General features: G+C 62.5%; 26 protein-coding genes. 13 read left to right on the top strand and 13 right to left on the bottom strand.

Annotated features, from left to right (window positions below):
* Nucleotides 1-90 precede the first annotated feature (90 nt).
* Complete coding sequence (gene mnmC2, locus DMY87_RS13425) at nt 91-840, bottom strand: tRNA (5-methylaminomethyl-2-thiouridine)(34)-methyltransferase MnmC2 (RefSeq protein ID WP_110791988.1); 750 nt, start codon at nt 838-840, stop codon at nt 91-93.
* A 3-nt stretch (nt 841-843) separates the two neighbouring features.
* Between mnmC2 and DMY87_RS13430 the strand changes: the two genes are divergently transcribed.
* From DMY87_RS13430 to puuE, 3 genes are all read left to right on the top strand, one after another.
* The gene (locus DMY87_RS13430; RefSeq protein ID WP_110791990.1) at nt 844-2,025 is read left to right on the top strand and encodes an NAD(P)/FAD-dependent oxidoreductase; all 1,182 of its coding nucleotides are present in this window, start codon (nt 844-846) and stop codon (nt 2,023-2,025) included.
* Nucleotides 2,026-2,200: 175 nt separating this feature from the next.
* Nucleotides 2,201-2,908, top strand: a complete 708-nt coding sequence (locus tag DMY87_RS13435; RefSeq protein ID WP_110792218.1) for a DUF1045 domain-containing protein — start codon at nt 2,201-2,203, stop codon at nt 2,906-2,908.
* 91 nt (nt 2,909-2,999) lie between these two features.
* Nucleotides 3,000-3,920, top strand: coding sequence for an allantoinase PuuE (gene puuE / locus DMY87_RS13440; protein WP_110791992.1), 921 nt, complete (start codon nt 3,000-3,002; stop codon nt 3,918-3,920).
* Nucleotides 3,921-3,978: 58 nt separating this feature from the next.
* On the opposite strand, the gene DMY87_RS13445 is transcribed toward puuE, so the two are convergent.
* On the bottom strand, nt 3,979-5,889 hold the full coding sequence (locus tag DMY87_RS13445) for a PhoX family protein (protein WP_110791994.1): 1,911 nt from the start codon (nt 5,887-5,889) through the stop codon (nt 3,979-3,981).
* Nucleotides 5,890-6,086: 197 nt separating this feature from the next.
* Between DMY87_RS13445 and DMY87_RS13450 the strand changes: the two genes are divergently transcribed.
* On the top strand, nt 6,087-6,944 hold the full coding sequence (locus tag DMY87_RS13450; RefSeq protein ID WP_110792221.1) for an urea carboxylase-associated family protein: 858 nt from the start codon (nt 6,087-6,089) through the stop codon (nt 6,942-6,944).
* A 3-nt stretch (nt 6,945-6,947) separates the two neighbouring features.
* On the opposite strand, the gene DMY87_RS13455 is transcribed toward DMY87_RS13450, so the two are convergent.
* Complete coding sequence (locus DMY87_RS13455) at nt 6,948-8,321, bottom strand: MFS transporter (protein WP_110791997.1); 1,374 nt, start codon at nt 8,319-8,321, stop codon at nt 6,948-6,950.
* A 68-nt stretch (nt 8,322-8,389) separates the two neighbouring features.
* On the opposite strand from DMY87_RS13455, the gene DMY87_RS13460 reads away from it, so the two are divergent.
* The 3 genes from DMY87_RS13460 (at nt 8,390) to alc (ending at nt 10,689) form a co-directional block, all read left to right on the top strand.
* Entirely contained in the window at nt 8,390-8,875 is a 486-nt protein-coding gene (locus DMY87_RS13460; protein ID WP_110791999.1) for a helix-turn-helix domain-containing protein, read from the top strand.
* 292 nt (nt 8,876-9,167) lie between these two features.
* The gene (uraD, locus tag DMY87_RS13465) at nt 9,168-9,665 is read left to right on the top strand and encodes a 2-oxo-4-hydroxy-4-carboxy-5-ureidoimidazoline decarboxylase (RefSeq protein WP_110792001.1); all 498 of its coding nucleotides are present in this window, start codon (nt 9,168-9,170) and stop codon (nt 9,663-9,665) included.
* 1 nt (nt 9,666) lies between these two features.
* Entirely contained in the window at nt 9,667-10,689 is a 1,023-nt protein-coding gene (gene alc, locus DMY87_RS13470; RefSeq protein ID WP_110792002.1) for an allantoicase, read from the top strand.
* A 150-nt stretch (nt 10,690-10,839) separates the two neighbouring features.
* Here alc and DMY87_RS13475 read toward each other — a convergent pair whose 3' ends face one another.
* A complete protein-coding gene (locus tag DMY87_RS13475) occupies nt 10,840-11,019 on the bottom strand; it encodes a DUF2735 domain-containing protein (RefSeq protein ID WP_054148428.1) in 180 nt (59 codons plus the stop codon).
* 396 nt (nt 11,020-11,415) lie between these two features.
* Here DMY87_RS13475 and DMY87_RS13480 point away from each other — a divergent pair, with 396 nt between their 5' ends.
* The 6 genes from DMY87_RS13480 (at nt 11,416) to DMY87_RS13505 (ending at nt 14,844) form a co-directional block, all read left to right on the top strand.
* Nucleotides 11,416-12,456 carry a glutamine synthetase beta-grasp domain-containing protein gene (locus DMY87_RS13480; protein ID WP_110792004.1) on the top strand — a complete coding sequence of 347 codons (1,041 nt, stop codon included), beginning with the start codon at nt 11,416-11,418 and terminating at the stop codon, nt 12,454-12,456.
* 126 nt (nt 12,457-12,582) lie between these two features.
* Nucleotides 12,583-12,873, top strand: a complete 291-nt coding sequence (locus DMY87_RS13485) for a nucleotidyltransferase family protein (RefSeq protein WP_110792006.1) — start codon at nt 12,583-12,585, stop codon at nt 12,871-12,873.
* Complete coding sequence (locus tag DMY87_RS13490; RefSeq protein WP_110792008.1) at nt 12,870-13,235, top strand: HepT-like ribonuclease domain-containing protein; 366 nt, start codon at nt 12,870-12,872, stop codon at nt 13,233-13,235. Before DMY87_RS13485 ends, DMY87_RS13490 begins: the two co-directional genes overlap by 4 nt.
* Nucleotides 13,236-13,241: 6 nt before the next feature.
* On the top strand, nt 13,242-13,742 hold the full coding sequence (locus tag DMY87_RS13495; RefSeq protein ID WP_110792010.1) for an ureidoglycolate lyase: 501 nt from the start codon (nt 13,242-13,244) through the stop codon (nt 13,740-13,742).
* Nucleotides 13,739-14,095, top strand: coding sequence for a hydroxyisourate hydrolase (gene uraH, locus DMY87_RS13500; RefSeq protein WP_110792012.1), 357 nt, complete (start codon nt 13,739-13,741; stop codon nt 14,093-14,095). Before DMY87_RS13495 ends, uraH begins: the two co-directional genes overlap by 4 nt.
* Nucleotides 14,095-14,844, top strand: a complete 750-nt coding sequence (locus DMY87_RS13505) for a metallophosphoesterase family protein (RefSeq protein ID WP_110792013.1) — start codon at nt 14,095-14,097, stop codon at nt 14,842-14,844. The genes uraH and DMY87_RS13505 overlap by 1 nt, the downstream gene beginning before the upstream one ends.
* Before the next feature lie 58 nt (nt 14,845-14,902).
* Here DMY87_RS13505 and DMY87_RS13510 read toward each other — a convergent pair whose 3' ends face one another.
* From DMY87_RS13510 to xdhB, 9 genes are all read right to left on the bottom strand, one after another.
* Entirely contained in the window at nt 14,903-16,048 is a 1,146-nt protein-coding gene (locus tag DMY87_RS13510) for an alpha-hydroxy acid oxidase (protein ID WP_110792223.1), read from the bottom strand.
* Nucleotides 16,049-16,155: 107 nt separating this feature from the next.
* The gene (locus DMY87_RS13515; protein ID WP_110792015.1) at nt 16,156-16,590 is read right to left on the bottom strand and encodes a potassium channel family protein; all 435 of its coding nucleotides are present in this window, start codon (nt 16,588-16,590) and stop codon (nt 16,156-16,158) included.
* Nucleotides 16,591-16,619: 29 nt separating this feature from the next.
* Nucleotides 16,620-17,039 (bottom strand): hypothetical protein, encoded by a 420-nt coding sequence (locus DMY87_RS13520; RefSeq protein WP_110792016.1) that lies wholly within the window; start codon nt 17,037-17,039, stop codon nt 16,620-16,622.
* Between the two features lie 7 nt (nt 17,040-17,046).
* Nucleotides 17,047-18,363, bottom strand: coding sequence for a guanine deaminase (gene guaD / locus DMY87_RS13525; protein ID WP_110792018.1), 1,317 nt, complete (start codon nt 18,361-18,363; stop codon nt 17,047-17,049).
* Complete coding sequence (gene puuD, locus DMY87_RS13530; protein ID WP_110792020.1) at nt 18,363-19,595, bottom strand: urate hydroxylase PuuD; 1,233 nt, start codon at nt 19,593-19,595, stop codon at nt 18,363-18,365. The genes guaD and puuD overlap by 1 nt, the downstream gene beginning before the upstream one ends.
* Nucleotides 19,596-19,758: 163 nt before the next feature.
* Entirely contained in the window at nt 19,759-20,676 is a 918-nt protein-coding gene (locus DMY87_RS13535) for a LysR substrate-binding domain-containing protein (RefSeq protein ID WP_110792021.1), read from the bottom strand.
* A 412-nt stretch (nt 20,677-21,088) separates the two neighbouring features.
* A complete protein-coding gene (gene xdhC / locus DMY87_RS13545; protein ID WP_110792025.1) occupies nt 21,089-21,889 on the bottom strand; it encodes a xanthine dehydrogenase accessory protein XdhC in 801 nt (266 codons plus the stop codon).
* A 246-nt stretch (nt 21,890-22,135) separates the two neighbouring features.
* Entirely contained in the window at nt 22,136-22,507 is a 372-nt protein-coding gene (locus tag DMY87_RS13550) for an endonuclease domain-containing protein (RefSeq protein ID WP_110792225.1), read from the bottom strand.
* Between the two features lie 11 nt (nt 22,508-22,518).
* Nucleotides 22,519-24,855, bottom strand: coding sequence for a xanthine dehydrogenase molybdopterin binding subunit (gene xdhB, locus DMY87_RS13555; RefSeq protein ID WP_110792026.1), 2,337 nt, complete (start codon nt 24,853-24,855; stop codon nt 22,519-22,521).
* Between the last annotated feature and the right edge of the window lie 97 nt (nt 24,856-24,952).

Raw genomic sequence — 24,952 nt, forward strand, 5'->3', positions numbered from 1 at the left:
AGCAAAAGTGCGAAGCGGTTTTGCGTCCGGAATTGCGTGAAAACAAAGATATAGAGCATTGAAGGCGACCCATCGTTTTCGCCGGAAGCTCTAGTCGATAGACCTGATACCGCACAGCATTTCGCGTTTGCCGGCAAAGCCCGGCCGGCGCTCCAGCGCATAGCCTGCCGCGATCAGATTGCGGCGCACGAAGCCTGCGGCCGCATAGGTGGCGAAGCTTCCGCCGGGCCGCGTGCGGTCAAACACCAGTTGCATGAGTTCGGCCGACCACATGGCGCTGTTGCGCGACGGAGCAAAGCCGTCCAGGAACCATGCGTCGAAGGTGAGATCACTTGCGCCGAGGCTGGCATGGGCATCGCCGCAGACGACGGTGAGATGGGTCTGGGCATCGAGGTCGATGTCGACGTGGCCTTCCGGCGTTTCCGGCCAGCGAGCGACCAGGGACTTGCGTTCGGCATCGATCTCCGGCCAGCGCGACAGGGCGCGGTCGATGTCATCAGCCTGCATCGGGTGCAGCTCGAAGGAGACGAAATGGAGTTGGCCGTTTGGCCCGCGATGCGCCTTCCACTGGCGCCAGGTTTCGGCTGCGTTCAAGCCGGTGCCGAAGCCGAGCTCGCCGATGCGGAATTCGGCCGCGTTCTGCCAGCGCGCCGGCAGGCCGTTGCCCGCGAGGAAGACGTGGCCGCATTCGAGACGACCATCCGTCTGGCAATAAAAGTGATCGCCAAAGGCGGTCGAATAGGGCATATCGCCGTCGTGCCAGGTCAGGGGCGCTTCGGTCGTATCCGGTGCCGCATTGGCCAGCGTCTCGTTTGCCGGCAGCTCATTTGATTGGGTCATGACATGTCCGATAAATCGCCCGTGGTCGTGGGTCAATCATCTGCGGATGTGTTGATCGCCGGTGGCGGCATCATGGGGCTTTGGGCGGCACTTGAAGCGGACCGGGCAGGGCTTGCCACGCTGCTCGTCGATGCCGGACCGCTTGCGGGCGGTGCAAGCGGTGGACTGCTCGGCGCGCTGATGCCGCATATGCCTGACAAATGGAACGACAAGAAACAGCTGCAATTCGACGCGCTGCTGTCGCTGGAGCATGCGATAGCAGCTTTGGAGGCAGAGACCGGACTTTCCGCCGGTTATCGCCGGGCTGGCCGTCTGATCCCGCTTCCGAAACCGCATCTGCGCAAGATTGCCGAACGGCATCAGGCGGAAGCCGAAACCAACTGGAGCCAGCAGGGCGTGCGTTTCAGCTGGGACGTCATCGACCGGTCGCCGCATGGTGACGGCTGGCCGGCGTCCGATGTGATGGCGGCGGGTCTGGTCTCGGACACGTTTGCGGCGCGCGTTTCGCCGCGCGGACTGACCGCCATGCTCATTGCCCGATTGCGACAATCCTCGCGCGTGACGTTTCGGGAAGGCGTCGCGGTTGAGGCCATTGATACGACGGGTGCGCGTGCCACCCTGTCCGACGGCAGCAGCATCGGATTCGGCCATCTGATCGTGGCTGCTGGACATGCCTCGTTTCCGCTTCTGTCCACCCTCGGTCCGGCGCTTGCCCGTCCACTCGGCCAGGCGGTGAAAGGGCAGGCGGCGCTTCTTTCGGCACCTTCGGTGGCGCCCGATCTTCCGCTGCTCTATCTCGATGGCCTCTATATCGTGCCGCATGAGGGCGGTCAGGTCGCGATCGGCAGCACCAGCGAGGATCGGTTCGATGAGCCGTTTTCGACGGACCGGCAGCTGGATGATCTTGTGGCGCGGGCGGTGCAGCTTGCGCCCGCGCTCGGCGATGCCGACGTGATCGAGCGCTGGGCGGGCCTGAGGCCGAAGGCAATCGACCGCGATCCGATGGTCGGGCCGCATCCCGAGGCCGAGCGGGTCATCGCGCTTACCGGCGGTTTCAAGGTCAGCTTCGGGCTGGCGCATGTGCTGGCGCGCGCGGCGCTCGCGCCAATCCAGGGACTGGACGCCGGATTGCCGGCGAGTTTTTCGACCACCCATCACCTTGCCGTCGCCGCCACGCTCTGCTGATCGGCCGAGGTCAGCACCAAGGCGCTGGCACGACACGCGGTCGTGAGCGGCTTAGGCTTCATCTGTCAGATTTCACGCCTCCCGTTTCGTCATACTGTCATGCAAATCACCTAACCACTGGGTTGCAACGGCACTTGCTAAAGTGCCCGAACCGAGCCAGCACGGGGTGCTCGACATGCGTTATGCCATCTGCTTCACGCCGCCGCCCGGCGATCCGCTGACGCTTGCCGCTGCCGGCTGGCTCGGACGCAATGTCTATTCCGGCCATGCGGTGGATCATCCAGGCCTCAAGGGAATCGGCGTGCACGAAATCGCCTTCCACACGGCGCTTCCCCGGCGTTTCGGTTTCCACGCCACCTTCAAGGCGCCGTTCCGGCTGAACGAGGGGGCGAATGAGGCGATGCTGCTGCGCGAACTGATGCATTTTGCCGGTAGTCTGGAGCCGGTGACGCTGTCGGGCCTCAGCGTCGGGCGGGTCGGAGAAGTCTACGGGCTCATTCTCGAACGGCCGTGCAGCGCCATCGACCACCTGGCGGCGGCCGTCGTGCAGGCCTTCGATGGCTATCGGGCACCGCTCAGCGAGGCCGAGATCGAGCGGCGCAATCCCGAGCGCCTGTCGGCGCCGCAATTCTCCAACCTCAACCGCTGGGGCCATCCTTACGTGATGGACGAGTTCCGTTTCCACATGACGCTGACCGGCCCGCTTCTGGCACGGGATTTCCCGCGCATCGAACAGGGTCTGAAGGCCCATTTCGATCCGGTGCTCGCCGAGCCCGTGGTTGTGGCCAATCTCGCGCTGTTTGTCGAAACTGAGCGGGGCGCGCCGTTTACCGTGCATTCGCTGCATCCGCTGGGCCGGGTTTCCAGCCGCAAGATTGCCTGACCGGTTTGCGCTGCAGCAAATTCCGCTTTTTCCATCTCGACAGCTGCCATCGTCGCCAATAGCCTCGCGTCAAAACACGAGAGGTGAACCGATGACGACTGCTCCCTATCCCCGCGACCTGATCGGCTATGGCCGCGACATTCCCGATCCGAAGTGGCCGGGGGATGCGCGGATCGCGGTGCAGTTCGTGGTAAACTACGAGGAGGGGGGCGAAAGCTGCATTCTCGATGGCGACCCGGCATCGGAATGCCTCTTGTCAGAGATCGTCGGCGCCCAGCCCTGGGCCGGCCAGCGCAATCTCAACATGGAATCGATCTACGAATACGGCTCGCGCGCCGGCTTCTGGCGGCTGTGGCGAATGTTCACCGAGCGCAAGGTGCCTGTTACCGTCTATGGCGTCACACTCGCCATGGCGCGCAACCCGGAAGCCGTGGCCGCGATGAAGGAAGCCGACTGGGAGATCGCCAGCCACGGCTATCGCTGGCTCGAATACAAGGATTTTCCTGAGGACGTCGAGCGCGAGCATATCCGCGAGGCGGTGCGCCTGCATCAAGAGCTGACCGGCTCGCATCCGCTCGGCATGTATCAGGGCAAGCCCTCCATGAACACGCTACGCCTCGTGATGGAGGAGGGCGGCTTCCTGTATTCCTCCGACAACTATTCCGACGACCTGCCGTTCTGGGTGCCGGATCTCGAGGGCAAACCCTTCCTGATCATCCCCTATACGCTTGAGACCAACGACATGCGTTTCGCCACGCCGCAGGGTTTCAACTCCGGCGACCAGTTCTTCACCTATCTCAAGGACGCCTTCGACGTGCTCTATGAGGAGGGCAAAAACGGCAGCCCGAAGATGATGTCCGTTGGCCTCCATTGCCGTCTGGTCGGTCGACCGGGGAGGGCTGCGGCGCTGGCGCGGTTCATCGATTATGTGACGGGCCATGAGAAGGTCTGGGTCCCGAAGCGGATCGAGATTGCAGAGCATTGGCACAAGTTTCACAAGCCGGCTTGGTGATCCTGCAGCGGGTATGCCGCCCCTCTCCCGAAGGGGAGGGACGGCGGTTTTCTTTCGCTCAGACGCCGACGGCGGCGCCATCCTGGCGGCGGATCGCGACGACCGACGGGCGGGGCAGCTTGCCGTTGAAGTCCGGCCACAGCGTCGTTGCCTTGTCGAGCGTTTCGGCATCTTCGGCCGGATGCTGGACGGACACGAAGAGCGTCTTGCCGTCCGGCGTGAAGCAGGGGCCGGTCGCCTCGGCACCGGCCGGGCAGGTGAAGAGCAGCTTCGGCAGGCCGCGGGCCGGGCCTTCTGTGTCGATGCCGTAGATGCCGTCCGGCAGGCCAAAATCATTGGCACCATCGGTTGCGACCCAGAGACGCCCCTGAGGGTCGAAGCTGATATTGTCCGGGCAGACGAACCAGCCGTTTTCCGAGGTTTCCGGATGGAAGCTCGCCTTGGTCGCTTCGTCCTTGGGATTGCCGGCCAGCACGAAGAGGTCCCACTGGTAGACCTCTGCCGTATGGTCGGCATCCTTGCCGCGTCCGCCGGGCGGGATGAGTTCGACGATATGGCCCCAGAGGTTTTCAGGCCGGGTATTGGCGGGGTTGAGCTTGTCCTGCTCGCGCTTCTTGTTCTTCGTCATCACCGCGTAGACGCGACCGGTCACCGGATTGGTTTCGAAATCTTCCGGGCGGTCCATCGGGGTTGCGCCGACGGCATCAGCCGCAAGCCGTGTCTTCAGCAGCACGTCGGCCTGTGACGCGAAGCCGTTTTCGGCGGTCAGCGGACCTTGGCCATGAACCAGCGGCAGCCAGTGCAGCGTGCCATCGGTATCGAAACGGGCAACGGAGAGGACGCCCTTGTCGAGAATGTCCTTGGCCGTCTCCGGCTGCGCCGGGTCGAAGGCGGCTTCCGTGACAAAGCGGTAGGTGTATTCGAAATAGTCGTCGTCACCCATGTAAACGACGATCCGGCCGTCCTTGTTGTGCACGACGGTCGAGGCCTCGTGGCTCATGCGGCCAAGGGCCGTGCGCTTGATCGGTGTCGATTGCGGATCGTAGGGATCGATCTCCACCACCCAGTCGAAGCGGTTCGGTTCGTTGGGCTCCTTGTCCATGTCGAAACGGTCATGGAAGCGGGCGCGGCCATACAAGTCCGAACCGTCGAAGCCATAGCGGTCGAGAACTGCGGCGATCGGAGAGCCGGCTGTGCTGCCACCGAAGGTGTCGGAGGCCCCTTCTTCGCAGGTCAGCACGGTTCCCCAGGGGGTGACGCCGCCACCGCAATTGTAGTTGGTGCCCTTGACCGTCAGACCCTGCGGGTCTTCCTTGGTCTTGACGAGGTCGTGGCCGGCGACGGGGCCGGACAGCTGCATCTTCGTCTCGACTGTCAGGCGACGGTTGAACGGGCTGTCCTTGACCATGGCCCAGCGTCCGTTCTCGATCTTCACCTCGACAATCGAGTGGCCCATGGCGGCCATGCCGAAATCCACCTGTTCCTGCGTCATCATCTTGCCGGCATCGTCTTCGGTCATGCCGTCGAAAATCACGTTCGGCGAGATGTATTCGTTGTTGACGCAGAGAAGGCCGTGGTCGGCCGTGGCCGATCCCTTGGGCAGCGGCATGAAGGCGATGTAGTCGCAATTGTAGCCGAAGCGAACCAGCTGTTCGGCTGCCGAGGGCACTTCGCCGGAGAAATCGGCGACGTCGGCCGCAATCGGGTCGCCCCAACGCGCGACCACTTCCGCCGTGTAGCCGGGTGCCACGGCCATGTCCTTGTCGTAGACGCGCTTCAATTCGCTGAAGCCGAGCGAGGAGGTTGCCGAGGCGGCAAAACTCTCTTCGGCGAAGAACGAGCCGACGAAGCCGGAACCGGCTGCGAGCGCGCCAAGGCTGGCGGCGCCGGAAAGAAAGGCCCGGCGCGAGGCGCGGGCCGCAATGACGTCACGAATGATGGGAGAAGAATTGCTGGGACAGTCCGCCATGACTTTGCTCCTTGCAAATGTGGGGATCTTGGCGGCCCATTCTCTAGCAACTGTGTGTGACAGAACGTGTGGCCTGCTTGTTCCAGGCGATCATCGCGGTGCACGACCTCGTGGTGGGAGAAGCCGTGTTGTCAGCAGCGCGCGCTTCGGGCAACTTGCCGGGCGATTCCTCATTCTCGCGCCAATCGGAGCCTCCCATGTCCCCCTTCAACGCCACCATCCCCGTTCCCGCCGACGCGGCTGCCCGCCTGGCGGTGAAGCCGGTCGTGTGTTATCCGGTCGAGTCCCTGAAGGCGCCCGACATGAGCATCCTGGAGCGGGCGCGGGCGACCATGGAAAAGGTCGGCGAAGTGATCGTTCCGCCGCGCGAAGGCAATACCTTCGAGGTGCCGAAAGGGCATTTCTTTCGCATCGTCAGCATCGAGGGGCCGCAGGTGGGCGACCTCAACCTCTGGAACGCCAACGACCTCTCCGAGCGCTTCTTTTCCGGCAAGACGCGGGCGCTGCATGCCACCCATGTCACGACCGGCAACCGTCTCTGGAGCAACCTGCCGTCGCTGCGCCCCATGGCGACGATCAGCCATGATACGCTCGGCTGGTACGGTTTCGACGAATTCGGCGGCGGGGTGCATGACGTGATCGGCACGCGCTGTGACCCCTATACCAACCGGCTGCTTTCGGGCGGCGACTATCACCATTGCTGCCATTCCAATCTCTGCCGGGCGCTTGCCCATCACACGGGCGCCGATATCAAGGCGGTCGAGCCGCATGTGCATGACGTGTTGAACGTCTTCATGTGCACCGGTTTCACCCGTGACACGCAGCAGTATTTCATGAAGGCGAGCCCGGTACGCCCCGGCGATTTCCTCGAAATGTTCGCCGAAATCGATCTGCTCGGCGCGCTCTCGGCCTGCCCGGGCGGTGACTGCAGCACCAGCCATTCGAGCGATGAGGCGAAGTGCTATCCGCTCAAGGTGGAGATCTACCGGCCGGACATGGCGCTGCTGGCCGACTGGCCGTTTCCCGAGCGGAACGGCTATCAATTGAAGGTGTGAGGCTCAACGCCTGAGGCGATCGGCGATGAGAGCGAGGATGGGAAGGGCCGTGGCCGTCACGAAGGTGACGGTGAAGGCGTCCGCGACCAGCGCCGGAGCTGCCATAGCCAGTTCGACCACGCCGAGGTTATAGGCAAAGAGGCCCGACATCGCCGATGCACCGGTGACAAAGCCGAGGTTGCGCGAAAGGCCGAGAAGGCCAGAAAGCACGCCCCTTTGATCTTCCGCCACCGTTTGCATGGTGACGGTATTGTTGGCGGCCAGGAAGATCTGGAAACCCGGCGTGAGCAGAACCAGAGCCAGGCCATACCCCCAGAGACCGAGGAGGCGTGGCAGGATCGCGAGAGCAACGAGGCCGACGATGATCTGCAGGAGGCCAAACGGCAACATGCGTGCCGCGCCGTAGCGGTCGGTCAGGCGACCGGACGGCACCCCTGAAAGCGCAGAGGTCAGCGGCCCGATGGCCATCACAAGTCCGATCAAGGAGTCACCAAGCCCGAGGCCGAGCGACAGCATGTAGGGCCCGACCACCAGGGTCGACATCATGACGGTGGTGACAAGGAGGTTCATGGCCAGGGAAAGACCGATCCGCCGGTCGCCGACGAGGGCGATGGGCACGAGCGGACTTGCCGCCGCCTTCTGGCGCCAGACAAACAACGCGATCAGAACCGCCGTGATCGTGAGGAGCCCCCTGGCATCCAAAGCGCCATTCCCCGCCGTCATCGACAACGCGTAGGTCGAGAGCGCCAGCGCCAACAGCAGGCTGCCCAGCCAATCGATCGATCCGGACGCGCTCTTCGCGCTGCGGGTCGGTCTGGCAAAGGTGGCGATGGCCAGTATCAAGAGCATCAGGCCAAGAAGCCCGACCGCCAGAAAGCCCGCATTCCAGCCGTATCGCTCGATCGTCAGGCCTCCAAGCGATGGGCCCAGTGCCGTGCCCACGGCCGACATCGTGCCGAGCAGGCCCATGGCCGAGCCTGTCTTCTCCTTTGCGACGACCGTGCGGATCATCGAGACCGGCAAGGCCATCAGCACCGCGCCGCCAAGCCCCTGGAAAATGCGGGCGGCGATCAGGCAGGAGAGGGACGGGGCGAGGGCGCAGGCAAGCGATGCCAGCGCAAAGACCGTAAGACCGAGGATCAGGACGCGGGTCTGGCCGATGATGTCGGCCAGTCTGCCGAGCACGACGATGCTGGCGGTGACGGCAACGAGGTAGGCGATGATGACCCACTGTACCGACTGGATGGGGGCGGCGAAGGCTTTCGCCAGGGCAGGCAGGGCAACCGTTGCCAGGCTGATGCCGAGCGAACCGACAAGCATGCTGCCGGCAAGAACGACAAGTGCAGGATTTTTGGCCGCGGCAGAAGGGAATTTCATGATGTTTCTCGTTGTCTCGTGGAAGGGAGACAGATAGCCTGCCACTTCAAGTCAACTTGAGGTCAAGGATGAAATTGCTCGATATCGGCGAACTGGCGCGCAGGGCCGGCGTCTCCGCTGCGACGTTGCGCTACTACGAGGAGGTGGGGCTTGTCCGGTCGGTCGCCCGACACGGGCTTCGCCGCCAGTTCGAGCCGCGCGCCCTCATGCAACTGTCGCTGATCGCGCTTGGCAAGACGGCGGGTTTTTCGCTGGAAGAGATGCGGGGCATGTTCGGTCCCGACGGTCTGCCGGAGCTGTCGCGGTTGACCCTGCATGGCAAGGCCGACCAGCTGGACGCGCAGATCCGCAAGCTGACGACGCTTCGAAATGCCCTGCGGCATGTGGCCGATTGCAAGGCGGAATCGCATATGGACTGCCCGAAGTTCCAGCGCCTGCTGCGGGTATCCTCGACCACCCGCCAGAAGACGCCCAAAGCCGTCGCGGTACCGGAAGGCGCCGGCACCGCGATTTATTGCCAACCCGTCACGCCCCAACCTGGGCGCCGGAGCTGAAGACGCTCACTCCTTGGCGAGGCGCGCCATGTCGATGACGGAAGGATTGCGGACATCGCCTGGCTATCGTGTGACCTATCCTTTCGAAATCTCGGGAGATTGTGCTCCTGAGATCAGCCGATCGAGGCTTGCTGCCAGCCGTCGAGTTCGGTCCGGGGTCGATATCAACTCCCTCAGACGGAAACTCGACAAGCGTCTGGGGCTCGGCTACTCCTTGTGCTGACTGCTTCGCGGCAGCCCTTACCTGCCGTGGCGTCTTTGCTCCGGCCTTACATGATACTGGATTGATGGCATGGACAGAGCAGACTTCGTTCAGCGTTTCGGCGGCGTGTTCGAGCATTCTCCCTTCATTGCCGAGCGGGCCTTCGATGCCGGCATGATTGCCGAACCGCTCACCGCGCTCGACGTGCATGATGCGCTGGCGATGATCTTCCGGACCGCGAGCGCGGACGAGCGGCTTGGCGTCTTGAGGGCGCATCCGGATCTTGCCGGCAAGCTTGCCATTGCCGGTGGATTGACCGAGGACAGCGCGCGCGAACAGGCCGGTGCCGGGCTCGATCGGCTGTCGGCTGACGAGCATGCCCGCTTCACTGAACTGAATACGGCCTATGTCGAAAAGTTCGGCTTTCCCTTCATCATCGCGGTCAGGGGGCTCACCAAGGACGACATTCTCGCGGCCTTCGAGACGCGCATCAACAATTCCAGAGATCAGGAACTCGACACCGCCTGCCAGCAGGTGGAGAAAATCGCCCGGCTTCGCCTCGAAAGCCTTCTTCCGGAGACCCACTGACATGCTCGACATCTCGACCGTCGCACTGCCCGATTTTGCGGCCGGTGCCGTCAATCTCGCCTCGGCCCGGCTCGGTGCGCGGGGGCTCTCGACCTCCGACGAGTTCTTCGCGCCGGTGTCGCGCATGCTGAACGATGATCCCGCGAGTTTCGACCCCGACCTTTACGACGACAACGGCAAATACATGGATGGCTGGGAAAGCCGGCGCAAGCGCGTGCCGGGCCATGACTGGGCGATCGTCAGGCTCGCCATGCCGGGCCGGATCTTCGGTTTCGATGTCGACACACGCTATTTTACCGGAAACTATCCGCCGCATGGCTCGATCGAGGCGGCCTTTGTCGAAGACGGCGATCCGACCGATCAGACGGTCTGGACGGAACTCGTGGCGAAATCGCCGCTCGGCGCCTCCGCGCAGCACTTCTTTGCCAATGCCGACACGTCCAAGGTCTGGACGCATCTGCGTCTCAACATCTACCCGGATGGCGGTGTGGCGCGGTTGCGCGTCTATGGCGCCGCCCATTTCGACTGGTCGAAGGTGGGGGCGACGGAGGAGATCGACCTCGCCTATATCTTCCACGGCGCGAAATCGCTTGCCTGGTCGGATGCGCATTACGGTCATCCCGACAAGATCCTGTCGCCGGGGCGCGGCATCAACATGGGCGATGGCTGGGAAACCAAGCGTCGCCGCGGCCCAGGGCATGACTGGGCGATCATCCGGCTCGGCCATGCCGGGGTGATCAATCGCGTGCTGATCGACACCCATTTCTTCAAGGGCAATTATCCCGATACCTGCGAACTGCTCGGCGCCTATCTGCCGGAGGCCGGCGATACGTTCAGCGCGGGGGAAATCGCGGCGTCCGAACAGTGGAAGCCTGTTCTGCCGCGGCAGAAGATGCAGATGGATGCCGAGCATCTCTACGAGGGCGATCAGGTGCAGAAGATCGGTCCGGTCACCCATGTGCGCATTGCCATGCATCCGGATGGCGGCGTGATGCGGTTGCGCCTCTTCGGCACCAAGGCTTAAGTCGTCTGTTTTGACGCCATTCCGGACGCAAAACCGGTTCCCGCTTTTGCTGGAATTGCTCTGAAAACGAAAAGAGCGGGCAAGGGCCCGCTCGTCGCATGCTTTTCGCCGTCCGCAATGCGGGCGGCTTTCTTGTTTGCCTTGACGGCCTTACTGCTTCGGCGCCCGTTCGGCCTCGCGGATCGCTTCCTCGTGATACCAGCTTGCCGAACCGCTCTCGTAGATCACGGGTTTCGGCGTCTGGCGCTCACGCATGGCGTTGAGCCGGGCCAGGTCACGCACCGGGAATTCGTAGATCTTCGCCGATTCCCGAACCATGTTCGTTGTCATGCTACTACCTCTCGTTTCACCGAGTGTTGTCTCGATGCTCCATCCCTAACACGTCTAAAAATCAAATGCACACGAAAAGTGCAAAATGCCTAAAATATGGGCACATATGGCGCAGAAAAAGTGATGAATTTAAAATCATCACAGTGCATTTCTGGTCTTTTCCCTCTCGGAAACCCCTGATGGCGTCCGAAGGTTCCGTCATTATGTCGCAGGGTATTTAAGAAAACCCTTTTGCTGTCCGGTTTTTCGGGGCCGATCCTGCGAAAATTGCCATCCGTTGCGGTGGTCGCCGCAAACTGGCACGCTTCCTGCATTTTATCTCGCGACTCCCGGGCAAGCCGGAGAATCACCCCTCTGTTGCGCTCATGAATGGCGCGAGACTGAAGAGAGAGCACCATGACCAAGTTTAAGCTCGAGTACATCTGGCTCGATGGCTACAAGCCGGTAGCGAACCTGCGTGGCAAGACGCAGATCAAGGAATTCGACAGCTTCCCGACCCTGGAACAGCTGCCGCTCTGGGGCTTTGACGGCTCCTCGACGATGCAGGCCGAAGGCCACTCGTCGGATTGCGTGCTGAAGCCCGTCGCCATCTATCCTGATCCGGCTCGCACCAACGGCGCTCTCGTCATGTGCGAAGTCATGATGCCCGACGGCGTCACCCCGCATCCGTCCAACAGCCGCGCCACGATCCTCGACGACGAAGGCGCCTGGTTCGGTTTCGAGCAGGAATACTTCTTCTACGAAAACGGCCGTCCGCTCGGCTTCCCGGAGCAGGGCTACCCGGCGCCGCAGGGCCCGTACTACACCGGCGTCGGCTACAAGAATGTCGGCTCGGTCGCTCGCGAAATCGTCGAAGAGCATCTTGACCTCTGCCTCGAAGCCGGCATCAACCACGAAGGCATCAATGCCGAAGTGGCCAAGGGCCAGTGGGAATTCCAGGTATTCGGCAAGGGCTCCAAGAAGGCCGCCGACCAGATCTGGATCGCCCGCTACCTGCTGCTCCGCCTCTGCGAAAAGTACGGCATCGACGTCGAATTCCATTGCAAGCCGCTCGGCGACACCGACTGGAACGGCTCGGGCATGCATTGCAACTTCTCCACCCAGTTCATGCGCGAAGTGGGCGGCAAGGAGTATTTCGAAGCCCTCATGGCGGCCTTCGGCAAGAACTGGGAAGAGCATATCGCTGTCTACGGTCCGGACAACCATCTGCGCCTGACCGGCAAGCACGAAACGGCTCCGTGGAACAAGTTCTCCTACGGCGTTGCCGACCGTGGCGCCTCGATCCGCGTTCCGCATTCCTTCGTCAACAACGGCTACAAGGGTTACCTGGAAGACCGTCGCCCGAACTCCCAGGGCTGCCCCTACCAGATAGCTTCCGTCGTCCTGAAGACGATCGCCGAAGTGCCGACGGCCGATTACGCCAAGTCTGCCGCCTGATTTCAGGCTGAGGCTTAAAGATTGCAGCGCCGGTGGAAACGCCGGCGCTGTTTTCGTTTGGGGCATGGTCTCGCCGCTTTCTCCCGCTTCGCGTTTGTTCTATGATTGCGGTCCAGGAGATGGAGCATGCGACCGTCCGAAGTGCTGGAGAAGAACAGGCAAGCCATCCGCGATGTGACGGCACGTCACAAGGCGACGAACCCGCGCGTCTTCGGTTCCGTCGCACGGGGTGAGGACGGCCCGAACAGCGATCTCGACATTCTTGTCGATGGGCTGCCGGGGATGACGCTGTTTGATCTGGGTGGGTTGCAGGCGGAGATGGAAGATCTGTTGCCCTGTCGGGTGGACATCGTCACCTCTGGAGGCTTGAAAGCGCGTATGCGCGATCGGATTCTCGCCGAAGCGAGAGCCATATGACGCCCGAAGAGCGGCTGCTCGATAATCTCATCGACATGGAGGAGGCGGCGACCGAAGCCATCGGCTTTCTCGATGGGGTGAGTTTTGAGGCGTTTCAGTCCGATGTTTTGCGCCAACATGCGGTGGCGATGACCTTTGTTTTGGTCGCAGCGGCCGCTGCGCGCATCCAGGCGCGGTTTCCCGATATAACGTCCGAGCAGCCGGAGATCGCTTGGGCCAAGATGCGGGGCTTACGCAATCTTGTGGTCCACGAATATGACCGACTGGATTGGCAGATTATCTGGGATACGGTGCAGTCTGATCTTCCGAAGCTGGTCCGCCAGATCGACCAGCTCCGCCATCCGCATATTCAGGGAGAATAACCCCCTTTGCCCATAAACCTCCCCATCCGTCCCCTGACGGCTCAAGCCTTCGCGCCCTTCGGCGAGGTCATCGAAGCCGATCCGCCGACCATGCGGCTGATCAATGGCGGCACCACGGAGCGCTTTCATGCGCTGTTCTCGCCCGAGATTGCGGGCGAGGGGGCCAGGGTGATCGTCAACATCTTCCGGGGCCAGCCGCGCGTCTTCCCGTACGCGATCGGCATGATGGAGCGGCATCCCTTCGGCAGCCAGAGCTTTTCACCGCTCTCCGTACGGCCCTTCCTGGTCGCGGTCTCGCCGGACGAAGACGGCAAGCCGGGCGTGCCGCAGGTGTTTCTGGCCGCCCCGCATCAGGGCGTGAACTATCGGCGCAACACCTGGCACCATCCGCTGATGGCGATTGGCGCGGTCAGCGATTTCCTGGTTGTCGATCGCGATGGACCCGGCAACAATCTGGAAGAGTTCTTCTTCGAGACCCCCTTCACGATTCGGGAGCCCCAGCTATGACCGGCCTTACCACCCATGTGCTCGATACGGCGCTCGGCAAACCCGCCCAGGGCTTGCGCATCCAGCTGATGCGGATGAATGGCGAGGAGGCGGAACTGATCAAGACCGTCTTCACCAATGACGACGGGCGCGTCGATGGCGGGCCGATGCTCATTGGCGAGGAGTTTCAGGTCGGGCAGTATCAGCTGCTCTTTCATGCCGGGGACTATCTTAAGGACACGGGAGCCAGGCTCACCGATCCGCCCTTTCTCGACGTGATCCCGATCCGCTTCGGCATTTCCGACCCCACGGCGCATTACCATGTGCCGCTGCTTCTATCGCCCTATGGCTATTCCACCTATCGGGGGAGCTGATGCGGTTCGCAGCCATCGCCGACATTCATGGCAACGCGCTCGCTCTCGAGGCCGTGCTTGCCGATATCGCCGCACAGGGGATTGCGACTGCCGACATCGTCAACCTCGGCGACTGCCTGTCCGGGCCGCTCGAAGCCGGGCGCACCGCCGACATTCTCGTGCCGCTGGACCTTTTCACCGTCTGCGGCAATCATGATCGCTACCTGGTCGAACATGCCGCCGGCGATATGCATGAATGGGAAGCGGATGCCTTCCGGCAACTCAAGCCCGAGCATCTCGACTGGCTGCGGTCATTGCCGTTCGATGCCGTCTTCCGGGACGTTGCCTATCTTTGTCATGCCCGTCCGCAGGACGACGGCACCTACTGGCTGGAGCAGGTGTCGCGCGAAGGCCATGTGCATCTGCGCGACCGGGCGACGATCGAGACCTGGGCTGATGGCATCACCCAACCGCTGATCCTCTGCGGTCATACCCATATCCCGCGTGCGGTGCAGCTTTCCGATGGGCGGCTGATCGTCAATCCCGGCAGTGTCGGCGGGCCGGGTTACACGGATGACGCGCCTTACCCGCACAAGGTGGAGGCGGGGCTGCCGCATGCGAGCTATGCCATCCTCGATGATGCGTCGGGCGCCTTGGGCGTCACGTTCCGGCTGGTGCCCTATGATCACATGGCGATGAGCCGCTTGGCGGGCGAACGCCACCGGCCGGAATGGGCGAGCGCGCTGGCAACGGGCTTCGTCGCGGAGTAGCTTCGGCCGGGCAAGTTTAATGGCGAGGCGCCAAGAGCGCCTCGCATCACGTCTTCAGTCAGAACGGGCATTCCGCAATGATGCCGCGGTCGACATCGGCCAATTGCCGCTTGCCGCAGAGCGCCATCGTCACATCCATCTCCTTGGCGATGATCTCCAGCGCCGTCTTCACGCCCTTCTGGCCCATGGCGCCGAGGCCATAGAGGAAGGGGCGGCCGATATAGGTGCCCTTGGCACCCAGCGCCACCGCCTTCAGCACGTCCTGGCCGGAGCGGATACCGCCATCGAGATGCACTTCGATCCTGTCGCCGACGGCATCGACGATCTTCGGCAGCATTGATATGGAGGAATGGGCGCCGTCCAGCTGGCGGCCGCCATGGTTGGAGACGATGATCGCGTCAGCCCCGGTCTCTGCGGCCATACGAGCGTCCTCGACGTCGAGAATGCCCTTGATGATCAGCTTGCCGCCCCACTGCTTCTTGATCCATTCCACATCGGGCCAGGAGAGCTTCGGGTCGAACTGTTCGGCCGTCCAGGCATGCAGCGAGGAGAGGTCGGTGACGTTCTTGGCATGGCCATGGATGTTGCGGAAGGTGCGGCGGTTGGTCTGCAGCATGTTCCAGCACCAGCGCGGGCGGATCGCCATCTGGTAGAGATGCTTCGGGGTGAGCTTCGGCGGGGCGGCGAGGCTGTTTCTGATATCCTTGTGGCGCTGGCCGAGCAGCTGCAGGTCGGCGGTCAGCACCAGCGCCGAGCAACCGGCGGCGCGGGCGCGCTCGATCAGGTTCACGACGAAGTCGCGGTCGCGCATGACGTAGAGCTGGAACCAGAAGGGGCGCTTGGTGACGGAGGCGACATCCTCGATCGAGCAGATGCTCATGGTCGAGAGCGTGAAGGGCACGCCGAATTCTTCCGCTGCCTTTGCCGCCAGCATCTCGCCATCGGCATGCTGCATGCCGGTCAGGCCCGTCGGCGACAGTGCCACCGGCATCTTCACCTTTTCGCCGATCATCGTCGTTTCCAGCGAGCGGCCGCTCATGTCGACGAGAACGCGCTGGCGCAGCTTGATCCTCGAGAAATCGCTCTCGTTCGCCCGGTAGGTGCTCTCGGTGTAGGAGCCGCTGTCGGCATAATCAAAGAAGAGTTTCGGCACGCGCTTGCGGGCGAGGTTCTTCAGATCTGATATTTCGAGGATCGGTGCCATGGTCTGGTTCTCCGGAAAGGTCTTGAGAACCGCCATATCACGGCAGCAGGCCGGCTGTGAACTGGCAGCGACGCAAAGAGGTAAAAAAAATTTACCTCTTTGCGGTTTCAGAAGTGTTCGCCCGATTTGAACGGCCCGACGCGCATGCCGGCGGCGATCAGATAGGCGGTCGACCAGCCGATCAGCAGGAAGCCGTTGACGCCTTCGAGCGCTGCCAGCATGCGCCATTCGGGATGCGGCACGACATCGCCGTAGCCGACGGTGGAAAAGGTGATGGTGGAGAAATAGAGGGCGGTCTCGAAATCATCGACGACGCCGATCAGGGTGAAGCTTGCGGCCCAGAGCCAGACCTCCGTCGTCAGCACGGCGAAGACCCCGATCACGACCGTGTTCATCGCCAGCATACGGCTGCGATGGCCGTGCAGGCGGACGCGGTCCGTGACCCAGCTCATCACATGGGTGATGGCGATGAGGCCGAGCGTGTGGATGACCACCGTCAGCGAGATCATCAGGGTGCCGAGAGCGAGGTTGGTGGCCAGCACGGTGCATCCTCCTCGGGATGGCTGTGGGTTCAGCGAAGGTCCTTGCGGGTCATGAATTTGAGGCCGGACCAGATGTCGGTGACCGCGCAGACCTTCACGTCGACGAGGCCCGTCGGCAGGAAAACGCTGCGCAGCACATCTTCGGTGATGGTCGTCGGGACTTTCGAGGCTTTCTTCGGCCAGGAAATCCACAGCATGCCTGAGGGTTTCAGCATGGCTTTGAGACGCAACGCGTGATCCTCAAGGCGGGCGCGTTCCGTTTCGAAAACGTGGAGGTAGTCGAGACCGGAACCGTGCGCCGCTTCGAGGCCGCCGACGGTCGATGCGGCCGGCAGATCGGTGGTCAGATAGTCGAGGTCCGATGGCAATCCGACGAACAAAGCGGTCAGGTCCGGCTTCAATCCGAGCTTCTTCGGAAGAGGGGTGCCGGAATAGCCGCTTTCGCTCATCTTACCCTTACGCCTCCGCCCTCGGTTTCGACGCCTTGCCGGCGACATAGGTCTCGACCACGGCGCGGTCGTCTCCCAGCGTCTGCAGCAGGAACAGCTCTTCGGTGAGCGAGGTCACCGTTTCCATCCTCAGCCGCATGGCGGGTGTGGCGGCCGCATTGAGCACCACGATATCGGCATCCGTGCCTTCGTCCAGCGTGCCGATCCGGTTTGCAAGATCGAGCGCCACGGCATTGCCGAGTGTCATGTGGTAGAAGCTTTCGAGCGGGTTCAGCCGCTCGCCGAGCAATTGCTGGATCTTGTAGGCCTCGTCCATGGTCTTGAACATGGAATAGCTTGAGCCGCCGCCGATATCTGTGGCGACCGCGACGGTCACAGGTTTTTCGCGGCGCTGGATCGCCTTCAGCGGAAAGAGGCCGGAGCCGAGGAAGAGGTTCGAGGTCGGGCAGTGGACCGCGACAGCACCGCTCTCCGCCATGGCATCGGCTTCTCTATCCGTGAGGTGGATCGCATGGCCGAAGAGGGCCTTTTTCCGCAGCAATCCGTAGCGGGCATAGATGTCGGTATAATCAGGGGCGTCAGGATAGAGTTCGCAGGTGTAGCGGATCTCGTCGTGGTTCTCCGACAGATGTGTCTGGATATGCAGGTCCGGGAATTCCTCCGCCAGTTTCTGCGTCATGACCATCTGCTCGGGCGTCGAGGTGATGGCAAAGCGTGGCGTGATGGCGACGTGGTTGCGGCCCTTGCCATGCCATTGTTCGATGACGGCGCGCGTCTCGTCATAACCAAGCTGTGGCGTGTCGAGCAGCCCCTGCGGCGCATTGCGATCCATCATCACCTTGCCGCCGATCATCAGCGTGCCGCGACGCAGGCTCTCAGTGAAGAAGGCATCGGCCGAGGCCTTGTGCACCGAGCAATAGGCAACCGCCGTGGTCGTGCCCTGGCGCAGGAACTCGTCGAAGAATTGCGTCGCGATCCGTTCTGCATGGGCCGTCTCGACGAAGCGGCATTCCTCGGGGAAGGTGTAGGTATCAAGCCATTCCAGCAGATTGGCGGCATAGGAGGCGATCACCTGCATCTGCGGGAAATGCACATGGCAGTCGATCAGGCCGGGCAGGATGAGATGCGGGCGGTGGTCGATCTCTGATGTCTCCGCGCCGGCCTTCGGCTTTACCTCGCCATAGGTTCCGGCGGCTGCGATCTTGCCATCACGGACCAGCAGCGCGCCGTCTTCCTCGTAGAGATAGCTCCCGTGGTCGCCGGCATGCTCGGGCGCTCGACGGAAGGAAAGGAGGCGGCCGCGGATCAGGATCTCTGTTGTCATCACTTGCCTTCGACCGTCGTCTCGTACCAGGCGACGAGCAGTTTGCGCTCTTCGGGCGAGATCTCGGTGATGTTTCCGGGCGGCATGGCATGGCTGCGGCCGGCCTGGATGTAGATTTCATGGGCATGGGCGGCGATCTCGCCGTCCGTCTCGAATTTTACGTTCTTCGGTGCCCTCGCAATGCCTTCCCAGACGGGTTCGGCTGCGTGGCACATCGAACAGCGCCCCTGTACGACATCGCGTACGGCTTCGAAATGGCCGTTGTCGACAAATGACTGTTGCCGGGGCGAGAGGCTTGCCTGCTCTTCAGCACCGGTCAGCACCTTCGGCACGGTCGACAGCCACATGATGACGATAAAGATCAGCACCGTCACCAGCCAGGTCCAGGTCGGCTGTCCCTTCCGCGCATGGGTGGTGTTGAACCAGTGGCGGATGGTGACGCCCATCAGGAAGACAAGTGCTGCGATCACCCAGTTGAACTGGGTCGCAAAGGCCAGCGGATAGTGGTTCGACAGCATGAAGAAGATGACGGGCAGCGTCAGATAGTTGTTGTGCAGCGAGCGCTGCTTGGCGATGACGCCGTATTTCGGATCCGGCGTGCGGCCGGCGATCAGGTCGGCAACGACGATCTTCTGGTTCGGGATGATGATGAAGAAGACATTGGCCGACATGATGGTCGCGGTGAAGGCGCCCAGATGCAGGAAGGCGGCGCGGCCGGTGAACACTTGCGTATAGCCCCAGGCCATGGCGATCAGCACGATATAGAGCAGCGCCATCAGGCCCCAGGTGTTGCGGCCGAGTGGTGACTTGCACAGGAGGTCGTAGAGGATCCAGCCGAGCGCCAAGGAGGCGAGCGACAGACAGATCGCCTGCCAGGGGGCAAGCTCCAGCACCGAACGGTCGATGAGGAAGAGATCGGCGCCGCCATAGTAGACGACCGCCAGCATGGCAAAGCCTGACAGCCAGGTGGCGTAGCTTTCCCATTTGAACCAGGTCAGATGCTCCGGCATTGAGGCGGGGGCCACCAGATATTTCTGGATGTGATAGAAGCCGCCGCCATGCACCTGCCATTCCTCGCCATAGGCGCCGACGGGCAGGCCGGGACGCTTCACCAGGCCGAGATCGAGCGCGATGAAATAGAAGGACGAGCCGATCCAGGCGATGGCCGTGATCACATGCAGCCAGCGGACGGCGAAGGACAGCCATTCCCAGGCGATCGCGTATTCATACATATGCCAAGTCTTTCATGTTCCCCGATTGCATCGACATTGCGAAAAAAACCGCAGGAAGGGAAGGGGAAAGGAAGCGCTGCAGCAAAAGCTGCACGGGAAGTTTTCTCCGTTGCCAAATGAGCGGAAGCCCGTCGATGTCTCAAGGTTGGCGGGGATGCTCGGCTCAGGCACCTGCGCCGGGCGGAACGGACTCGAAGCTTTGCAAGGCGCCACGCATGAATTCCCTGAAGGCACGGATCTTGCCGGCATTGCGGCGCGCTTCGGGATAGACCAGCCAGTAGTGCGATCCGTCCTCGCAGGTGAGCTCGAAGGGCTGGATCAGCCGCCCGGACGCGATCTCCTCGGGATAGAATTCGGGCCGCAGAATGGCGATGCCGTGGCCGGCAACGGCCGCGGCGGCCTCGAAGGACTGGGCACCGAGCCGGGTGCGCTGGTGGCTGTCGAGGGCGACGTCCGGATAACCGGCTGCCGTGAACCAGATCCGCCACCAGGGATCCGACGGATCGATGATGCGCAGCTTCAAAAGGTCGAGCGGTTCGCGCACACCGCCGATGCTGTCGGCAAGCTTTGGGGAAAGCATCGGCGTGAAGTGATTGCGCATGACGAAATGGGCACGCAAACCCGGCCAGATGCCCCTGCCGGTGCGGATGGCGAGATCAGCTTGGGTGCGGCTGAAATCGATCACCTCCTGCGATGTATCCAGCCGCACCGCGATCCCCGGATTGCGCAGCTGGAAGTGGCCGAGATGGCGGGCGAGCCATTGCGAAGCGAAGGTCGCCGTGGCGTGGATGATCAGCGTGCCATCGGCCGTGTTGCGCAGATCGGCAAGGGCCTCGCGCAGCAATTCAAACCCTTCCGTGACCTTCGGTAACAGCCGCTCGCCGGCTTCGCTCAGCGAAATGCGCCGCGGCCTGCGCAGGAAAAGTGCCTCGCCGACATGGGCTTCCAACAGCTTGATCTGATAGCTCACCGCCGTCTGGCTCATGCCGAGTTCTTCGCCTGCGCGCGTAAAACTCTCAAGCCGGGCAACGGCTTCGAAGACGCGGAGCGCATTGAGCGGCAGCTGTTTCGACAGTTTCATGGATAAGCTTTCTTTATGCAAAGCCAGCGTATTTGAATTGGATTGCCGCCGCAAGCGCGGGCAAGGTCAGGCCATCAGAAACCGATAGATTGAACCCGCGTGGAGGCAGACATGGTGTCCGCGATCAGTAGAATATTGCCGTTTGACAGGCTGGTGTCCTTCCTGTGGTCCGGGCTTTTCCGGTCGCGTCGGCGTCGGCACTTGATCCATATCGATGACATCTCCGACGATCTGTTGAGAGATATCGGTATGGCGAACCGGTTGTCCGGGGCCGATGCGCGTGGCGATCTCTGGCGCCACCGAGGCGGTGTGGACGATTATCTCCGTCCGGGGCCGCTTTGAGGAAGCCTTTCGAATTCAGTGGTTTGGTGCCATGCGTTGGCAATGTGATTCCAGCGCTTGAGAGATTGATTCAAGCGTGGGCGCCGAGCAGCACGCCGAGCAATTCCGCCGTGACCATGGCGGCGATCACTGCCGGACGCTTGTCCTTCACCGTGCTGCCGCCGATCGGCAGCGTCAGGCGTTCGAGCCCCGACCGATCCGCACCCTCGCGTTCGAGAAACGAGCCGAAGGTTGCGCGCTTGGTCTTCGAGCCGATCATGCCGACATAGGCGAGGTCGGCGCGGGCGAGCGCTTGTCTGGCGATGAGGAAATCCAATGCATGGTCATGCGTCAGGATGACGATGGCGCCACCGGATTTCAGCTTCGACACCTCGGCCTCCGGCATGGCCACGCGACGAAAGGTGATGCCGTCGGGCACGTCGCCATCGATTTGCGACCGTGTGTCGATCAGGCTGACGTTGAGCGGGAGGGGAGCCAGCGCCCGGGCGAGCGCGAGGCCGACATGGCCCGCGCCAAAGACCATGACGTCGGGGAAGACCGCGCGTTCATCTGCCAGGCGTTGCGTGAGTTCGGCAACGAGGGCCTGATCGACGGTTCGAATAGACAGAAGCGTTCGGCCGCCGCAGCATTGGCCGATTTCCGGGCCGAGCGGTACGTCGAGCGTATCCGGCACGCTTTGACCCGCCAGATGTTTGCGGGCGTGTTCGATTGCCATGAATTCGAGATGACCGCCGCCGACCGTGCCCCAGATCGCTTCAGCAGCCACCAGCATCAACGTACCGGCTTCGCGCGGCGTCGAGCCTTTCGTCTCGGCGACTTCGCAGAGAACGGTGTGCGGATGGCTCTTGAGGAAGGCGGGCAGGGTGGTCATGCCGCATCTCGCTGCGCTGTGCTTGGGTGCGGGGTACCCCCCTCTGCCCTGCCGGGCATCTCCCCCTCAAGGGGGGAGATTGGCGTGGGGATGACGCTCGGCTTCCGCAGGCTGTTCAGCCCTGTGCCGCTGTGTCGTTGGTAAGGCCGCAGAAGGATATGTTCAACGGGCAGGACGTGTCTCGGCAATCTCCCCCCTTGAGGGGGAGATGTCACGGAGTGACAGAGGGGGGTAAATGCGGATGCATTACTCAAAACGCCGCACTCCAATCACTCGCAGGATGTGGATGCACACATCATCCAGATCGTTCAGCACATCTTCATTGGTGAAGCGCAGGACCATCCATCCCAGGGCAGCAAGCGTCTGATCTCGGACTTGATCGCGCTCGATCCTCTGATCGAATGTGTGGCTAGGCCCGTCGATTTCCACCACCAGTTTGTGCTCCGGGCAGGCGAAATCGACGATGTAACCGGCGATCGGCACCTGGCGTCGGAACCCCAATCCCATCAGGCGATGGGCCCGCACGGCATTCCAGAAACGCAATTCCGCGACCGTCAGAGCTTTGCGCATCCGCCGTGCGTTCCTGCGGTGACTGTCTGGAACGGCGTGGTGCGTCATCGCTCCATCCATCACACCCGCTTCAACCTCTCCACCGCCATCAACACCCGCTCGGGTGTGGCCGGCGCATCAAGCCGTGGGCAAACCCGGTAATCCGCCACCGATGCCACCGCCATCGACAGCGCCTCCAGAACCGAGATCGCCAGCATGAAAGGCGGCTCGCCGACGGCCTTGGAGCGGCCGATGGTGGGCTCGGTATTTTCCGACCAGGGCACCAGCTTCGTGTTGAAGATCTTCGGCCGGTCGGAGGCGAGCGGGATCTTGTAGGTGGAGGGCGCATGGGTCCTGAGGCGGCCCTTGCCGTCCCACCAGAGTTCTTCCGTCGTCAGCCAGCCCATGCCCTGGACGAAACCGCCTTCGATCTGGCCGATATCGATGGCCGGGTTCAGCGACTTGCCGACATCGTGCAGAATGTCGGTGCGGTCCATCAGATATTCGCCGGTCAGAGTGTCGATCGAGACTTCCGAGCAGGCGGCGCCGTAGGCGTAGTAATAGAAGGGCGTGCCGCGGCCGGCGGCGCGGTCCCAATGGATTTTCGGGGTTTTGTAGAAACCCGCGGCAGACAGCTGGACGCGGCCGAGATAGGCGAGTTTGGCAAACTCGCCGAAGGCGAAGATCTCACCGCCGACACGGACCCGGTTCGGCAGAAACTCGACTTCGGCGGAGGGCACGCCGTATTTCTCGCAGGCAAACGCGACCAGACGCTCCTTGATCTGGCGGGCAGCGTCGAAGGCGGCCATGCCGTTCAGGTCCGAGCCGGAGGAGGCGGCCGTGGCCGAGGTGTTCGGCACCTTGCCCGTCGTCGTGGCCGTGATCTTCACCGTGTCGACATCGACCTGGAAACAATCGGCGACGACCTGGGCGACCTTGGTGTAGAGGCCCTGGCCCATCTCCGTGCCGCCATGGTTCAGATGGATCGAACCGTCCTGATAGATGTGGACCAGCGCGCCCGCCTGGTTGAAGGCGGTCATGGTGAAGGAGATGCCGAACTTGACCGGTGTGAGGGCAATGCCCTTCCTGATGACCGGGCTCGTCCTGTTGAAGTCGACGATCGCCTGGCGACGGGCCTGGTAGTCGCACGCGGTTTCCAGTTCTTCGACGACCTTCAGGATGATGTTGTCTTCCACCTGCTGGTGGTAGGGCGTCACGTCACGACCCGAGCCCTTCTCGCCGTAGAAATTGGCCTTGCGGATCTCCAGCGGATCCTTGCCCAGTGCATAGGCGATCTCTTCGATCACCCGTTCGCCACCCAGCATGCCCTGAGGACCACCGAAGCCGCGATAGGCGGTGTTTGAGACGGTGTGGGTCTTCAAGGGCTGCGAGGTCAGCTTCACATGCGGATAGAAATAGCTCGAATCGGCATGAAACAGCGCGCGGTCGGTGACGGGTCCGGAGAGATCCGAGGAGTAGCCGCAGCGGGCGGCGAAGTTGGCCTCGATCGCATGGATCTTTCCGTCGTCATCAAAGGCGACGTCAAAATCCATCTTGAAGTCGTGGCGTTTTCCCGTGACGCCCATGTCCTCGTCGCGGTCGGGGCGAAATTTCACGGCGCGCTTCAGCTTCTTGGCGGCGAGTGCGGCGAGCGCTGCAAACTGGTTGCCTTGCGTTTCCTTGCCGCCGAAGCCGCCGCCCATGCGGCGTGTGTTGACGGTGATGGCATTCGAGGGGATGTCGAGCACATGGCCGACGATGTGCTGGATTTCAGAGGGGTGCTGGGTCGAGGACCAGACGGTGACATCATCATCCTCGCCGGGGATGGCGAGCGCGATATGGCTTTCGAGATAAAAATGCTCCTGGCCGCCGATGCGCATCGAGCTTTTGACGCGATGCTTTGCCTTGTCGAGTTCGGTCTCCGGCGTGCCGCGCTTCAGTGTCATGCCGGGCGTCACGAGCGGGCTGCCATTCTCCAGCGCGCCGTCGATATCGGTCCAGAACGGCAGGTCTCGGTATTCGACCTTGGCCAGCCGCGCCGCTTTCCGGGCGGCATCGCGCGTCTCGGCGATGACGGCGAAGATGGTCTGGCCGTGGAATTCGATCCTGTCGGTCGCAATCAGCGGCTCGTCATGACGGCCGCCGGAGGAGACGTCGTTGACACCGGTGATGTCGGCTGCGGTCAGCACATCGATCACGCCGGGATAGGATTTCACGTCGGAGAGATCGATGGACAGGATCTCGGCATGGGCGCGATCCGCCATGCCGAGCGCGCCGTGCAGGAGGCCGGCAGGTTCGGGAATATCGTCGATATATTCGGCACTTCCCGACACATGCTTGTGCGCTGAATCATGCCGGAGCGACTGGTGCATCGGCCCCTTGATGTATTTCGTCGTCTCGTAGGTCGCCTTATCCATGAAGGCCTCCGTGTGTTTCGCGCTGCCCCTCATCCGGCCTGCCGGCCACCTTCTCCCCGCAAGCGGGGAGAAGGAGAGGTGGCGATACCGCCTGCCT

Origin of the sequence: Peteryoungia wuzhouensis, from assembly GCF_003205195.1 — a bacterium.
Classification (GTDB): domain Bacteria; phylum Pseudomonadota; class Alphaproteobacteria; order Rhizobiales; family Rhizobiaceae; genus Allorhizobium; species Allorhizobium wuzhouense.

Bases quoted from the DNA above. Each gene is read 5' to 3' on its own strand.
- mnmC2 (WP_110791988.1), bottom strand. From the start codon at position 840: ATGACCCAATCAAATGAGCTGCCGGCAAACGAGACGCTGGCCAATGCG.
- DMY87_RS13430 (WP_110791990.1), top strand. From the start codon at position 844: ATGTCCGATAAATCGCCCGTGGTCGTGGGTCAATCATCTGCGGATGTG.
- DMY87_RS13435 (WP_110792218.1), top strand. From the start codon at position 2,201: ATGCGTTATGCCATCTGCTTCACGCCGCCGCCCGGCGATCCGCTGACG.
- puuE (WP_110791992.1), top strand. From the start codon at position 3,000: ATGACGACTGCTCCCTATCCCCGCGACCTGATCGGCTATGGCCGCGAC.
- DMY87_RS13445 (WP_110791994.1), bottom strand. From the start codon at position 5,889: ATGGCGGACTGTCCCAGCAATTCTTCTCCCATCATTCGTGACGTCATT.
- DMY87_RS13450 (WP_110792221.1), top strand. From the start codon at position 6,087: ATGTCCCCCTTCAACGCCACCATCCCCGTTCCCGCCGACGCGGCTGCC.
- DMY87_RS13455 (WP_110791997.1), bottom strand. From the start codon at position 8,321: ATGAAATTCCCTTCTGCCGCGGCCAAAAATCCTGCACTTGTCGTTCTT.
- DMY87_RS13460 (WP_110791999.1), top strand. From the start codon at position 8,390: ATGAAATTGCTCGATATCGGCGAACTGGCGCGCAGGGCCGGCGTCTCC.
- uraD (WP_110792001.1), top strand. From the start codon at position 9,168: ATGGACAGAGCAGACTTCGTTCAGCGTTTCGGCGGCGTGTTCGAGCAT.
- alc (WP_110792002.1), top strand. From the start codon at position 9,667: ATGCTCGACATCTCGACCGTCGCACTGCCCGATTTTGCGGCCGGTGCC.
- DMY87_RS13475 (WP_054148428.1), bottom strand. From the start codon at position 11,019: ATGACAACGAACATGGTTCGGGAATCGGCGAAGATCTACGAATTCCCG.
- DMY87_RS13480 (WP_110792004.1), top strand. From the start codon at position 11,416: ATGACCAAGTTTAAGCTCGAGTACATCTGGCTCGATGGCTACAAGCCG.
- DMY87_RS13485 (WP_110792006.1), top strand. From the start codon at position 12,583: ATGCGACCGTCCGAAGTGCTGGAGAAGAACAGGCAAGCCATCCGCGAT.
- DMY87_RS13490 (WP_110792008.1), top strand. From the start codon at position 12,870: ATGACGCCCGAAGAGCGGCTGCTCGATAATCTCATCGACATGGAGGAG.
- uraH (WP_110792012.1), top strand. From the start codon at position 13,739: ATGACCGGCCTTACCACCCATGTGCTCGATACGGCGCTCGGCAAACCC.
- DMY87_RS13505 (WP_110792013.1), top strand. From the start codon at position 14,095: ATGCGGTTCGCAGCCATCGCCGACATTCATGGCAACGCGCTCGCTCTC.
- DMY87_RS13510 (WP_110792223.1), bottom strand. From the start codon at position 16,048: ATGGCACCGATCCTCGAAATATCAGATCTGAAGAACCTCGCCCGCAAG.
- DMY87_RS13520 (WP_110792016.1), bottom strand. From the start codon at position 17,039: ATGAGCGAAAGCGGCTATTCCGGCACCCCTCTTCCGAAGAAGCTCGGA.
- guaD (WP_110792018.1), bottom strand. From the start codon at position 18,363: ATGACAACAGAGATCCTGATCCGCGGCCGCCTCCTTTCCTTCCGTCGA.
- puuD (WP_110792020.1), bottom strand. From the start codon at position 19,595: ATGTATGAATACGCGATCGCCTGGGAATGGCTGTCCTTCGCCGTCCGC.
- DMY87_RS13535 (WP_110792021.1), bottom strand. From the start codon at position 20,676: ATGAAACTGTCGAAACAGCTGCCGCTCAATGCGCTCCGCGTCTTCGAA.
- xdhC (WP_110792025.1), bottom strand. From the start codon at position 21,889: ATGACCACCCTGCCCGCCTTCCTCAAGAGCCATCCGCACACCGTTCTC.
- DMY87_RS13550 (WP_110792225.1), bottom strand. From the start codon at position 22,507: ATGACGCACCACGCCGTTCCAGACAGTCACCGCAGGAACGCACGGCGG.
- xdhB (WP_110792026.1), bottom strand. From the start codon at position 24,855: ATGGATAAGGCGACCTACGAGACGACGAAATACATCAAGGGGCCGATG.